This is a genomic window from Pseudomonas sp. TH43 (assembly GCF_016650635.1).
Lineage (GTDB): Bacteria > Pseudomonadota > Gammaproteobacteria > Pseudomonadales > Pseudomonadaceae > Aquipseudomonas.
This window is the reverse complement of record NZ_JAEKFI010000004.1, coordinates 1,691,489-1,704,099: the sequence shown is the minus strand read 5'-3', so window position 1 is coordinate 1,704,099 and position 12,611 is coordinate 1,691,489. Positions and strand designations below refer to the sequence as shown.

The 12,611-nt window shown below is 60.5% G+C and carries 11 protein-coding genes; 4 read left to right on the top strand and 7 right to left on the bottom strand.

What is annotated here, in order from left to right; translation table 11 throughout:
• The first annotated feature begins 70 nt into the window (after positions 1–70).
• The 4 genes from JFT81_RS24160 (at position 71) to JFT81_RS24145 (ending at position 4,196) form a co-directional block, all read left to right on the top strand.
• On the top strand, positions 71–235 hold the full coding sequence (locus JFT81_RS24160; protein ID WP_003177151.1) for a DUF1328 domain-containing protein: 165 nt from the start codon (positions 71–73) through the stop codon (positions 233–235).
• A gap of 2 nt (positions 236–237) precedes the next feature.
• The gene (locus JFT81_RS24155; protein WP_201148758.1) at positions 238–702 is read left to right on the top strand and encodes an inhibitor of vertebrate lysozyme family protein; all 465 of its coding nucleotides are present in this window, start codon (positions 238–240) and stop codon (positions 700–702) included.
• Between the two features lie 703 nt (positions 703–1,405).
• Positions 1,406–2,737, top strand: coding sequence for a glutamate/aspartate:proton symporter GltP (gene gltP / locus JFT81_RS24150; protein WP_201229572.1), 1,332 nt, complete (start codon positions 1,406–1,408; stop codon positions 2,735–2,737).
• 229 nt (positions 2,738–2,966) lie between these two features.
• Positions 2,967–4,196, top strand: coding sequence for a spore maturation protein (locus JFT81_RS24145; RefSeq protein ID WP_201229570.1), 1,230 nt, complete (start codon positions 2,967–2,969; stop codon positions 4,194–4,196).
• A 118-nt stretch (positions 4,197–4,314) separates the two neighbouring features.
• Here the strand turns inward: JFT81_RS24145 and JFT81_RS24140 are convergent, their stop codons facing one another.
• The 7 genes from JFT81_RS24140 to JFT81_RS24110 all read right to left on the bottom strand — a co-directional run bounded on the left by JFT81_RS24140 (position 4,315) and on the right by JFT81_RS24110 (position 12,367).
• On the bottom strand, positions 4,315–4,938 hold the full coding sequence (locus tag JFT81_RS24140; RefSeq protein ID WP_201229568.1) for an ABC-type transport auxiliary lipoprotein family protein: 624 nt from the start codon (positions 4,936–4,938) through the stop codon (positions 4,315–4,317).
• On the bottom strand, positions 4,935–5,873 hold the full coding sequence (locus JFT81_RS24135; RefSeq protein ID WP_201229566.1) for an MlaD family protein: 939 nt from the start codon (positions 5,871–5,873) through the stop codon (positions 4,935–4,937). The genes JFT81_RS24140 and JFT81_RS24135 overlap by 4 nt, the downstream gene beginning before the upstream one ends.
• Position 5,874: 1 nt before the next feature.
• Positions 5,875–6,678, bottom strand: coding sequence for an ABC transporter ATP-binding protein (locus tag JFT81_RS24130; protein WP_201229564.1), 804 nt, complete (start codon positions 6,676–6,678; stop codon positions 5,875–5,877).
• The gene (locus tag JFT81_RS24125) at positions 6,675–7,823 is read right to left on the bottom strand and encodes an ABC transporter permease (RefSeq protein ID WP_201229562.1); all 1,149 of its coding nucleotides are present in this window, start codon (positions 7,821–7,823) and stop codon (positions 6,675–6,677) included. Before JFT81_RS24125 ends, JFT81_RS24130 begins: the two co-directional genes overlap by 4 nt.
• 55 nt (positions 7,824–7,878) lie before the next feature.
• Positions 7,879–8,907, bottom strand: a complete 1,029-nt coding sequence (locus JFT81_RS24120) for a DUF5924 family protein (RefSeq protein ID WP_201229560.1) — start codon at positions 8,905–8,907, stop codon at positions 7,879–7,881.
• 256 nt (positions 8,908–9,163) lie between these two features.
• Positions 9,164–10,543, bottom strand: a complete 1,380-nt coding sequence (locus JFT81_RS24115) for an insulinase family protein (protein WP_201229558.1) — start codon at positions 10,541–10,543, stop codon at positions 9,164–9,166.
• 165 nt (positions 10,544–10,708) lie between these two features.
• Positions 10,709–12,367 (bottom strand): Na/Pi cotransporter family protein, encoded by a 1,659-nt coding sequence (locus JFT81_RS24110; protein ID WP_201229556.1) that lies wholly within the window; start codon positions 12,365–12,367, stop codon positions 10,709–10,711.
• Between the last annotated feature and the right edge of the window lie 244 nt (positions 12,368–12,611).

The window sequence follows — 12,611 nt, the reverse complement described above, 5'->3', positions numbered from 1 at the left end:
ATTAAACGGATTCGGGCGCGACGCGCCGGAACACGCAACACCCCTAAATAGAGAAGTAAGGAGAATCACCATGTTGAGCTGGGCAATTACATTCTTGATCATTGCCATCATCGCTGCAGTACTGGGCTTCGGTGGTATCGCGGGCACCGCCACGGGTATCGCCAAGATTCTCTTTGTCGTGTTCCTGGTGATGTTCATCGCTTCCTTCTTCTTTGGCCGTCGCGGCCGAGGTTAACGATGAGTGCGTTAAAAACACTGGCAGCCGCCCTGCTTCTGGGCGGTAGTGCCATGGCGATGGCGGCCAACGATGGCCAGGCGCGGGTCAACGAACTGTTGAGTTCGGACCCGCAGTACAGGGAAACCTGGGAAGGCGTGGTGAAGAAGGAAGAACGCCTGCCGGAATGGGTGATGAACCTTTCCGGTACGCCGGACCAACAGATGAATGCCGTGACTGAAGATGGCGACAAGTATCTGGTCGGCCCTCTCTGCGAATCTGCGGACAAGTGCCTGAACCACCGCTTGATCGTCGCGTTCAGCTTCGACAAGAAAGACGCTTACGCCATGCTCGTCGATGTGCCCGAAGGATTGCCGGCCGACAAGTCGCCAACGCGACATGCCACCTACCGCTTCCTCGGCAAGCCGAATGAGGGCATGCAGAATCTGCTGATGGAAACGCTGAAGAAAGATCCTAAATGGTATTGAACATGAAGGCAGCAGCCCTGCTGCCTTCCATTGCGCCGATCCGAGGAGGGTCGGCGCATGACCAAGGGGCCGGGACGTTCTGACTGTTACAGGGTCGGAGTGACCTACGGGTACAGGGAGTGCCTGCGCAAGGGCCGGGTCAGGGCAAGTAAAAAAGCTGCGCCGCAGGTTCGCCGACCCTCAGTGGTTCGACGGATCTGCGCTGAGCTTTCAATCGATCAAAACATTGATCCAGAGCGTTCAGCTCATCCTTTTTATCGTCGACACTGCGCGCGAAAACATTACGCGGTGTTTCACGGCGACCGTATATCGACAAAGAGACCCTTTAAACAGTGGGACTTCTAGTCTTCTCACGTAAGCTTTTTCTTAATAATTCTGTCGATTTTTCTAGTTCAAAAAACAACCAACCTTCGCTGTGATGGCCGGTTCACGGCACTTATGCCGGCCGAAATGTCACAATCGAACCGGTTGGGACGCCAGTTTCATTTAAAAAAGCTCATGCCGATTCGGCATAGGGTAGGCGTTTACGGCATTAGACGGCGCAACCTTGCATCGGAATAGTTGCGCCTTTTTTCGCCTGCCGAAGAGCCGTAAATACGCGCTTCGGGGCACCTTATACGGAGGCAGATGCACAGACTTTTCCGCTAGAAAGCGTTCCAGTTCCTGCATGTGCCTGAGTCAAACGCAAGTAAGGGTAAAGATAATGAAGAAGGCAAAAATTAGCCTCGCCTGGCAGATCCTCATCGGTCTGGTTTTGGGTATTGCAATTGGTGCGTTGCTCAACCACTTCAGTGCCGAGAAGGCCTGGTGGATCAGCAACGTCTTGCAACCGGCAGGCGATATCTTTATCCGTCTGATCAAGATGATCGTGATCCCGATCGTCATCTCCTCCCTGATTGTCGGCATCGCCGGCGTGGGCGACGCCAAGAAACTGGGCCGCATCGGCCTGAAGACCATCATCTACTTCGAAATCGTCACCACCATCGCCATTTTGGTCGGTCTGGTCCTGGCCAACGTGGTTCATCCGGGCACCGGCATCGACATGAGCACCCTGGGTACTGTGGATATTTCCAAGTACCAGGCGACGGCCGCCGAGGTTCAGCATGAGCACGCGTTCGTCGAGACCATCCTCAACCTGATCCCTTCGAACATCTTCGCGGCCATGGCCCGCGGCGAAATGCTGCCGATCATCTTCTTCTCCGTATTGTTCGGCCTCGGTCTGTCGAGCCTGCAATCGGACCTGCGCGAGCCGCTGGTGAAGATGTTCCAGGGCGTCTCGGAAAGCATGTTCAAAGTCACCCACATGATCATGAACTACGCCCCTATCGGCGTTTTCGCCCTGATCGCGGTGACCGTCGCCAACTTCGGTTTCGCCTCCTTGCTGCCGCTGGCCAAACTGGTGGTGCTGGTTTACTTCGCCATCGCCTTCTTCGCTTTCGTGGTGTTGGGCCTGATCGCCAAGATGTTCGGTTTCTCGGTGTTCAAACTGATGCGCATCTTCAAGGATGAGCTGGTGCTGGCCTACTCCACCGCCTCCTCGGAAACCGTGCTGCCGCGCGTGATCGAGAAGATGGAAGCCTACGGCGCGCCGAAAGCCATCTGCAGCTTCGTTGTACCGACCGGTTACTCGTTCAACCTCGACGGTTCGACCCTGTACCAGTCGATCGCGGCAATCTTCATTGCCCAGCTGTACGGCATCGACCTGTCGATCAGCCAGCAACTGCTGCTGGTACTGACCCTGATGGTCACCTCCAAAGGCATCGCCGGCGTGCCGGGCGTGTCCTTCGTGGTGCTGTTGGCCACTCTGGGCAGCGTGGGTATCCCGCTGGAAGGTCTGGCGTTCATCGCTGGTGTCGACCGTGTCATGGACATGGCGCGTACCGCCCTGAACGTGATCGGTAACGCCTTGGCCGTGCTGGTCATCTCGCGTTGGGAAGGCATGTACGACGACGCCAAGGGCGAGCGCTACTGGAACTCCCTGCCGCACTGGCGCAGCAAGGAAAAACTGCCAGCCGGCGAGATTTCCAAGAACTGATTGCTGAACATTGTGGGATTGGCTTTTCTGTGTGAGCGAGCCTGCTTGCGAAGGCGGTATGTCATTGAGCATTGATGTGACTGGCAGGACGCTTTCGCGAGCAGGCTCGCTCCCACAGTGGGTCGAGTCAGACCGCAAGTGATGCACAGACAAACCCCGGAGAAATCCGGGGTTTGTCGTTTCTGGCCACCCCGCTATCATTCGCCGCATTCTTCGGGGGATTTGACTGATGCTTAATGGCCTGTGGCTTGGCTTCTTCATCGTGGCAGCCGTGTCGGCGCTGGCGCAGTGGCTGATCGGCGGCAACGCCGGGATTTTTGCGGCGATGGTGGAAAGCATTTTCGCCATGGCCAAGCTCTCGGTCGAAGTCATGGTGCTGTTGTTCGGCACCCTCACCCTGTGGCTGGGCTTTCTGCGCATTGCCGAGAAAGCCGGGATCGTCGAATGGCTGGCCAAGGTCCTCGGCCCGCTGTTCCTGCGGCTGATGCCTGAGGTGCCGCCCGGTCACCCGGCCCTCGGCCTGATCACCCTGAACTTTGCCGCCAACGGTCTGGGCCTGGACAACGCCGCCACGCCAATCGGCCTGAAAGCCATGAAGGCGCTGCAAGAACTCAATCCCAGCGCCACCGTCGCCAGCAACGCACAAATCCTCTTTCTGGTGCTCAACGCCTCCTCGCTGACCCTGCTGCCGGTGACGATCTTCATGTACCGCGCCCAGCAAGGCGCACCGGACCCGACGTTGGTGTTCCTGCCTATCCTGCTGGCGACCAGCTGCTCGACCATCGTCGGCTTCCTCTCGGTGGCGTTCATGCAACGCCTGCGGATCTGGGATCCGGTCGTGCTGGCCTATCTGATTCCCGGCGCCCTCGTCCTCGGTGGTTTCATGGCGCTGCTGGCGACGATGTCTGCCACGGCGCTGGCGGGACTTTCGTCGATCCTCGGCAACCTCACGCTGTTCGGGCTGATCATGCTGTTTCTGCTGATCGGTGCCTTACGCAAAGTGAAGGTCTACGAAGCATTCGTCGAGGGCGCGAAGGAAGGCTTCGACGTCGCCAAGAACCTGCTGCCCTATCTGGTGGCGATGCTGTGTGCGGTCGGCGTGCTGCGTGCCTCAGGCGCACTGGACTTCGGCCTTGAAGGCATTCGCCATCTGGTCGAGTGGGCCGGTTGGGACACGCGGTTCGTCGATGCGTTGCCGACGGCGATGGTCAAACCTTTCTCCGGCAGCGCCGCGCGGGCGATGCTGATTGAAACCATGAAGACCTCGGGCGTCGACAGCTTTCCGGCACTGGTCGCGGCGACGGTGCAGGGCAGTACCGAGACGACGTTCTATGTGTTGGCGGTGTACTTCGGCGCGGTGGGCATTCAGCGGGCGCGGCATGCCGTGGGTTGTGCGCTGCTGGCGGAGTTTGCCGGTGTCGTCGGCGCTATCGCCGTCTGCTACTGGTTCTTCGGCTAACCACAAAATAAAACTGTAGGAGTGAGCCTGCTCGCGATAGCGGTCTATCAGTCACCATCATCGGCGACTGTCACTCAGCTATCGCGAGCAGGCTCACTCCTACAGGGATTGTGGTGAATCAGGGGTTCTGCGGGGCGAGTTTCTGGCCTTGGTCGACGGCCCAGGCCACGACTTTCGCGGTCAGGCGATCACTGGCCTGGCCAAACCCGGCGACCACCGCAGGCACCTGCACATCATTCAGCGGCTGGCGCTCTTCAAAGCGCTGGCTGGCGAGAATCCGCTGGTCATAACCGCGCACCAACAGCGCATCGACCCGTACCACAACGCTGGCCTGCGTGCCCTGATACTCAGTCTGAAACGCTTGCAAGCTGCCGCCCAGCTCCAGATCCGCGGCAAAGTTGCTGTCGTCGGTGCTCAGCAAAGTCACCCGACCATCACGCTGAAAGCCGTCCAGCAAGCGATTGCGCACCAGCACCGGCGCCGGATCGCTCCAGCGCGAAGCCTTGTAGCTGCTGATCACATCGCCCTGTGGAATCACGGCGATGTTCGGCCGGTTCAGCGCTTCGCTGGCCTGCAATTTGTTCAAGCGCAGCGACCAATGCTGAGTCGCCGCCGAACTGGCCGAGGCGGGCGCCTGGGCGGCCGGCAAGCGATAGACGTCCGATGGCTCAGACTTGGGCAGGATCGAGCACGAACCCAGCAACGTGATACCCGCGAGGAGGGCGAGGTGAGTCAGCTTCATGGCGTGAACTCCTTGTTCTTGTCACTGCCCAGCAGGTAACCGCTGGGGTTGGCCTCCAGACGTTGAGAGATGGCGCGCAGCGAGGTCAGGGTTTCGCGCAGTTCGCGGATCGCCGGGGCCAGGCCATTGAGGCCCTGCATGCCGTTGTCGAGGGAGTTCTGGTTCTTGCTCAGCAAGGCATTGATCGTGGCGCTGCTCTGTTCCAGCGATTTCATTGCCTGCTCGGCACTGCCCAGCGCCTGTTTGCCCTGATCGTTGAGCAGGCCGTTGGCGTTGCGCATCAGCGCCGAAGTCTGTTCGAGCATGCTCCCGGCCTGTTTGCCAACTGCCGCCAGTTGCTGCATGGCCTGACGCAGATCGCCGCGCTGATCATTGATCGAGCCGGTGGTCTGCTCCAGATGCGCCAGAGTCTTGCTCACGCGCTCGACGTTCTCGGCGGAGAACATCTGATTGGCGTTGCCCAGCAAAGAACTGATGCCGCTCATCAAATCGTTGCTGTCATTGAGCAGCCGTGAAATAGGTGAGGGCGCAGCGACGATGATCGGCAGATTGCCATCGTGCCCCTTGAGTTGCGGGCTGTCTGGCGTGCCACCGCTAAGCTGGATGATCGAGGTGCCGGTGATCCCGGCCAGCGCCAGTTTGGCCTGGGTGTCTTCCTTGACCGGCGTATCACCGGCCAGACGAATCCGCGCCAGCACCCGCCGAGGGTCTTTCGGATCGAGACGCAGGGTGACCACGTCGCCGACCTTGATCCCGCTGTACTGCACCGGGCTGCCCTTGGACAAACCACTGACCGCTTCGCTGAAGACAATCTCGTAGTCCTTGAACTCGGTGTCGACACTGGACTTGGCCAGAAATAGACCGAAGAGCAAGGCGCCTGCCACCACAATCACCGTGAACAGGCCGATCAACACATGATGCGCTCGGGTTTCCATGTCAGACCTCGTTGAGCAATTTGGCGGCGTCCAGCGCCGAGCGGCCGCGCGGGCCGTGGAAGTATTCGTGAATCCACGCGTCGTCGGTTTCCGAAACGACGTCGATGGGGCCGGCGACCAGCACTTTTTTCTGCGCCAGCACGGCCACTCGGTCGGTGATGGTGTAGAGCGTGTCGAGGTCGTGGGTCACCAGAAACACGCTGAGGCCGAGCGCATCGCGCAGGGTCAGGATCAATTGATCGAACTGCGCCGCGCCAATCGGATCGAGGCCGGCGGTGGGTTCGTCGAGAAACAGGATGTCCGGATCCAGCGCCAGAGCACGGGCCAGTGCGGCACGTTTGATCATGCCGCCGGAGAGCGACGACGGGTATTTATCCGCAGCCGACAGCGGCAACCCGGCCAGCGCCAGCTTCACAGCGGCCAAGTGCTCGGCGTCGTTGCGGCTGAGGCCGGCGTGTTCGATGAGGGGCAGGGCGACGTTCTCGGTCACCGTCAACGACGAGAACAGCGCGCCTTTCTGAAACAACACGCCGAAGCGGCGTTCAACCAGCGAGCGCTCATGCTCGGAGAGGCTCGGCAGGTTCTTGCCGAACACTTTGACGACGCCTTCGCTGGGTCGGCGCAGACCGACAATGCTGCGCAACAGCACCGATTTACCGCTGCCGGAGCCGCCGACCACGGCGAGGATTTCGCCCTTGTACAAATCCAGATCGAGGTTTTCGTGCACGCTCTGGCTGCCGAAGCGATTGCACAGGCCACGGACTTCGATCACCGCCTCCGAGGGCGCGCGGGGTAGACGACTCACCAGCCCATCTCCATGAAGAACAGTGCGGCCACCGCGTCGAGCACGATCACCACGAAAATCGACTGCACCACGGCAGAGGTGGTGTGCGCGCCGACCGATTCGGCACTGCCGCTGACCTTGAAACCTTCCAGACAACCAATCGCGGCGATGATGAAGGCGAAGATCGGCGCTTTCACCAATCCGACCAGAAAATGCTGAACACCGATGTCGCTTTGCAGCAGCGACAGGAACATCGCCGGCGAAATCCCCAGCGACACCGCGCAGACCACGCCGCCACCGATGATCCCGCAGAGCATCGCCAGGAATGTCAGCATCGGCAACGCCACCAGCATCGCCAGCACGCGCGGCACCACCAGCAGCTCCATCGGGTCGAGGCCAAGGGTGCGAATTGCGTCGATTTCTTCGTTAGCCTTCATCGAGCCGATCTGCGCGGTGAAGGCACTGGCGGTGCGTCCGGCCATGAGGATCGCCGTCAACAGCACGCCGAATTCGCGCAGGAACGAGAAGCCCACCAGGTCCACGGTAAAAATCGTCGCGCCGAAACTGGCCAGCACCGTCGCCCCGAGAAACGCCACCACCGCGCCCACCAGAAAAGTCAGCAACGCCACGATCGGCGCGGCGTCGAGGCCAGTCTGTTCGATGTGCGCGATCATCGGGGTGATGCGCCAGCGCTTGGGCCGGAACAGGCTGCGAGCGATGGTTTCCAGAATCAGGCCGACGAAACCGAGCAATTGCAGGGTGTCTTGCCAAACCGTGTCGACGGCGCGGCCGATGCGCGTGAGCAACTGCACGCTGACGCTGATTTCCGGCTCCTTGATCGGCACGCAAAAGTCGCTCATCGAGCAGTACACGGTGTGCAGCAGCGCGCGGTCGGCGGAGGTCAGAGTGCAGTCGGGGTGTTCGGCGGATTGGCCGAGGCGCTCGGAACCGAGCAGTTCGACCAGCAACGAGGCGCCGGCGGTGTCGAGGGCGCCGAGGCCATTGAGGTCGACAATGGTGCTGGCGTCGTATTGGCCATAAAGCTTTTCGCTCAGTTGCTTGAGGTCGGCGTAATGGGCAAGCGTCCAGTCCCCCGTGACCCGCAGGCGGGCAGGGCTGGTCGATGTGTCCAGTTGGGCACTGCCCGTCATCGAGCTGCTGGTCATAAGCTCCGTGCTTGTTCGGCTAAATACGCTGGCATACGTAATAGCACGAACCGGATTACTTTTCTTTGATCGCTGTGCTGTCGGTGACTTCAAAACGCAGCACACCGATCACCTGACCGTCCTCGGTCAATACCCGTACCTGCCATTTGCCCGCCGGGTTGCCGGGGAAGTTCTGTTTGTGCGTCCACGCCCGGTAGCCTTCCTTGCGCCCGCCGTGGATGTCGAGCGCGATACGGTCGACCTCTTTGCCGTTGAACTGCCAGACGTGATAAATCCGCTCATCGAGCCCGCGCGGCGCGTTGATCGCGGTATAGGCGTAGAGCCCGCCGTTGCGGATCTGCTCGGCGCTGACCGTGTCAAGGCTGGCGCCGGGGGTGCGATCCTGCAACTCGGTGCTGATCGCCACGTCGGTCATCCACAGCGTCGCCGGCGGCACCCACGAGCGCAGCGTCCAGCCGACCGCACCGATGCCGACCGTGATGCAGAGAATCGCCAACGCGTTGCGCACCGTGCGGATCGGGAAGATCGACGCCAGGCTCGGAAACGACAACAGCACGGCAATGCCCAGCGCCCATTTGAAACTCTGCGCCGTGGTCAGGTGCATGATCACCGGCAGCGCAGTGAGCAGGGCGGCGAACAGGGTCAGGGTGTGCAACGCGAGAAACGCCCAGCGCCGTGGCGCCAGCCATTTGTAGTAGAGCGGATCGACGATGGATATCAGTGCGGCGACGCCGAGCAGGCCGGTGAAAATGAGCTGGCCGCTGTTCCACGTCGTGGTGATGAAGAAGAACGGCAGGACGAAAAACAGGCTTTCCTGGTGGATCATCTGCGTCGCGTAACGCAGCAGCGGCTGGGGAATCTCGCGTTTGAACACGCGGGTGAACAGGCCGGTGAGGGTGTTTTCCAGCATCAGCCAGATCCAGCTGAGCAGCATGATCACCGTGATCCAGCTCGCCAGCCCCTGCTGACGGTCGACCATGATGAAACTGCCGACGCCGGAAATGAAACCGCCAAGCGCAATGACCCCCGGATAGCGCTTCATCAGTTCGAGGATGCGCTGGATCAGGAGCTGTATTTTCGGCATGTCGGGGTTCACAACGCTGTAGGAAAAATCCCAGAAAGGTTACCGCCGCCCAGCCCCCGTGGCGAGGGGATTTATCCCCGTTCGGCGGCGCAGCCGTCGTAAATCCTGCGAATGTGTTTTGTCTGGATGAATCGAGTTGCAGGGTTTGGGGCTGCTTCGCAGCCCAACGTGGATAAATCCCCTCGCCACAAGGACCTCATCATCACAACGTGGGTATTCCATGCAGGCGCTGCCGAAGGCTGCGATCTTTTGATCTTCAACCCCGCTTACGGTGCAGGCGCCAGCCGATCAGGATCAGTAGCACCAAGCCCAAGCCACCCGCACTCAACCACAACACCTGATCATCACTGATCAACGGCTTCTCGATGCGCAAATACCCCGGCTGCAACAGCAACTCGCGCATGGCCTTGTTCGCCGCTTCCAGCGTCACGCCTTGCAGCTCCCGCGCCGGGTTGGCAAAGCGGCCGTCCTCGTAGTCGCCCAGCGCACTCCAGTAGTAATCGGCCATTGCGCTGTTGCCTTGCACCGCCCAAGCCTGATGGGCGATAGAGGCCTGTTTGATCCGCGCGAAGGTGTCCGGGTCGAGGCCGTTTTTCAGCAGATCAGCCTTGAGGTCTTCCAGCACCTGAATGGCTTCGTCGACATCATCACGATCCAGGTCGGCATTCAGGCTCATGAAGCCAACGCCGCCAAACACTTCACGCTCGGCCCACGGCCCATACGACAAACCGTGGTTCAGGCGAATCTGCCGGTACAGGGCCCAGTCGAGATAGTCCTTGAGAATGTCGAACGTCTCGTCGTACTGATCGTCCAGCACCGGTTCCGGCACCAGCCAGTGCAGCTTGGCGCTATCGCCAATGAAACCGCGGGTGATGGTGCGTTCGTGGGCAGCGCTGGTGCGGATGTCCGGCAACGGCCGATGCTCGCTCGGCTCGACGGCTTCGAGCGCGCCCCAAGTGCGTTCCAGATAGGCCGGCAGCAATTTGTCGAGTTCACCGACGACAATCAGGGTCATGTTGTTCGGTGCGTACCAGGCCTTGCGTACCTTCTCCAGTTGCGCCTGAGTCAGATGCCCAACCTCGGCACGTTGCGGGCATTTCAGGCCCAGCTCGACGGCGAGTTGATTGCTCGCCGTGTGGCCGAGATCCTGACGGTCGAGAAAGCGTTGCAGGCGCGTGTAATGGCCGCCGTCTTCGCGCTCGACCACGCGCTTGGCGGCGTTGATCGCGTTGTCGTCTATGCGTGTCTGGGTCAACAGATCAAGCAGCAGATCCAGCACTTTGCGCTGGTTTTTCGCCGGCGCTTCGATGACGAACGTGGTGTCGGCATTGCTGGTGAACGCGTTCCAGTCGCCGCCGAGGGCCTGCATGCGTTCTTCCAGACCTCCTTCGCCCGTCGCGTCTACGCCGCTGAACAGCAAGTGTTCGAGCAGATGCGGCAGCTCTTTTTCATCGCAATCGAAATCGTCCAGGCCAACGCCGACCACCAACCGGATCGCCACATGCCCGCGCTCAGTGCCGGGTTTGAGCAGCAACTGCAAACCGTTGGGCAATGCATAGCCTTCGACCTGAAAACGATCCAGGGCAAAGGCGGGCAGGGAACCGAGCAACAGACAGGCGAACAACAGGCAACGCATAACAGGCTTCCATACGGCTGATTTGGAGATCCGTGTCGCTATTCAGACCGCCATTCGCGAGCAGGCTCGCTCCCACAGGGACATGCATTCAAATGTGGGAGCGAGCCTGCTCGCGAAGGTCTTAAGCCTGAATCAATGTTACTGACTGACCACAGCCCCAGACGTTCAAGGCGAATGCGTGATGTCGGCAATATCATCCGCCGCCAATGCCCCGGTGTCCGCCGTTTCCAGCACCACATAAGCACTGCTGCAAAACAGCGAATTAAGCCGCTTCATGTCGGCAATCAGCTCAAGGTGCAGCGAACTGGTCTCGATACTCTGCACGATCTTGCGTTGCAAACGGCTGACATGCGCGTGCGCCAAACGGCGTTCCTGTGCGCGAAAACGGCGTTTTTCGCGCAGCAACTGCCGAGCGCTTTCCGGGTCGCCGCTGAGGAACACCGACAACCCCAGACGCAGGTTGGCGATCAATTGCTGGTGCAGCCCGGCAAGGTCTTCCAGACCTTCTTCGGAAAACGAACGCCGCTGCGAAGTTTTCTGCTGCTGGATCTTGCGCAACATGCGTTCGATCAGATCGCTGGCCAGTTTCAGGTTGATCGCCAGCTCGATGATTTCCGCCCAGCGCCGACTGTCCTGTTCGCCGAGATCTTCGCGGGGCATTTGCGCCAGATACAGCTTGATCGCGCTGTACAGCGCTTCGACGTCGTCGGTCAGCCGGCGCATTTCCTGAGTGATGGCGGTCTGCTTGCCGCGCAACACATCGAGGGTGGCGTCGAGCATGTTGTCGAGCAGGTCGCCCATGCGCAGGGTTTCCCGCGCGGCGTTGGCCAACGCCAGGCTTGGCGTGACCAGCGCGGTGGCGTCGAGATGGCGTGGTTTGGCGGTGCCGTTGACCTCCGGGCGCTCCGGCAACAGCCAGGCACAGAGTCGCGCCATCGGCCCGACGCTTGGCAGCAGAATCAGGCAGCGCGCGGTGTTGTAGAGCAGATGGAAGCCGATGACCATTTCCTGCGGGCTGAAATCGAGGCTGTCGATCCAGTGCACCAGCGGGTCGAGCACCGGAATGATCAGCAGCAGGCCGATCAGTTTGTACAACAGACTGCCCAGCGCCACCTGCCGGCCGGCGGCGTTCTGCATGCTGGTGCTCATGAACGCCAGAATGCCGCTGCCGATGTTGGCGCCGATCACCAGGCCAATCGCCACAGGCAAACTGATCACGCTGGCGCCGGCGAGGGTCGCGGTGAGCAGCACGGCAGCGAGGCTGGAATAGGAAATCATCGCGAACAAGGCGCCGACCAGGGCGTCGAGGAGGATGTCGCCGGTCAGCGAGGCGAAAATCACCTTCACGCCTTGGGCATGGGTGATCGGCGCGGCGGCTTCGACGATCAATTGCAGCGCCAGAATGATCAGCCCCAGGCCAATGGCTACGCGGCCCATCTGCCCGAGCCGCGTCTGTTTGCGCGACAGGAAGAAAATCACCCCGAGGAAAATCAACAGCGGCGACAGCCACGACAGGTCGAACGTCAGCACCCGCGCCATCAGCGCGGTACCGACGTCGGCGCCGAGCATGGTTGCCAGCGCCGGGGTCAGCGCCATCAGGCCCTGGCCGACGAAGGAAGTGACGAGCATGGCGGTGGCGTTGCTGCTCTGCACCATGGCTGTGACAAGGATGCCGGCGACGAACGCGAGCCAGCGCTTGGACATGTTCTGGCCAATCACATGGCGCAGGTTAGTGCCGTACACCCGCAGGATGCCGGTTCGGACGATGTGCGTGCCCCAGATCAGCAGGGCGACGGCGGAAAGCAGATTGAGCAGGGTGAGCATGCAGACCCCCTGTAATAGCAGCGCCCCAGAGGGGCAAGTTGACGGTACCGCGCGGTTTCTACGTTCTGATACTTAAGCTGTAGTTGGCTAACGGTCTGGGCGCCAGCATTGCACAGCTAAAGAGTGGATTGAAATAAAAGTGTCATGAAAAGCACTTCATCCAACCCCTTCCACAATCACCACAAATCCCTGTGGGAGCTGGCTTGCCAGCGATGAGGGCGGCACTACCAACATTGATGTTGCC

Bases quoted from the DNA above. Each gene is read 5' to 3' on its own strand.
- JFT81_RS24160 (WP_003177151.1), top strand. From the start codon at position 71: ATGTTGAGCTGGGCAATTACATTCTTGATCATTGCCATCATCGCTGCA.
- JFT81_RS24155 (WP_201148758.1), top strand. From the start codon at position 238: ATGAGTGCGTTAAAAACACTGGCAGCCGCCCTGCTTCTGGGCGGTAGT.
- gltP (WP_201229572.1), top strand. From the start codon at position 1,406: ATGAAGAAGGCAAAAATTAGCCTCGCCTGGCAGATCCTCATCGGTCTG.
- JFT81_RS24145 (WP_201229570.1), top strand. From the start codon at position 2,967: ATGCTTAATGGCCTGTGGCTTGGCTTCTTCATCGTGGCAGCCGTGTCG.
- JFT81_RS24140 (WP_201229568.1), bottom strand. From the start codon at position 4,938: ATGAAGCTGACTCACCTCGCCCTCCTCGCGGGTATCACGTTGCTGGGT.
- JFT81_RS24135 (WP_201229566.1), bottom strand. From the start codon at position 5,873: ATGGAAACCCGAGCGCATCATGTGTTGATCGGCCTGTTCACGGTGATT.
- JFT81_RS24125 (WP_201229562.1), bottom strand. From the start codon at position 7,823: ATGACCAGCAGCTCGATGACGGGCAGTGCCCAACTGGACACATCGACC.
- JFT81_RS24120 (WP_201229560.1), bottom strand. From the start codon at position 8,907: ATGCCGAAAATACAGCTCCTGATCCAGCGCATCCTCGAACTGATGAAG.
- JFT81_RS24115 (WP_201229558.1), bottom strand. From the start codon at position 10,543: ATGCGTTGCCTGTTGTTCGCCTGTCTGTTGCTCGGTTCCCTGCCCGCC.
- JFT81_RS24110 (WP_201229556.1), bottom strand. From the start codon at position 12,367: ATGCTCACCCTGCTCAATCTGCTTTCCGCCGTCGCCCTGCTGATCTGG.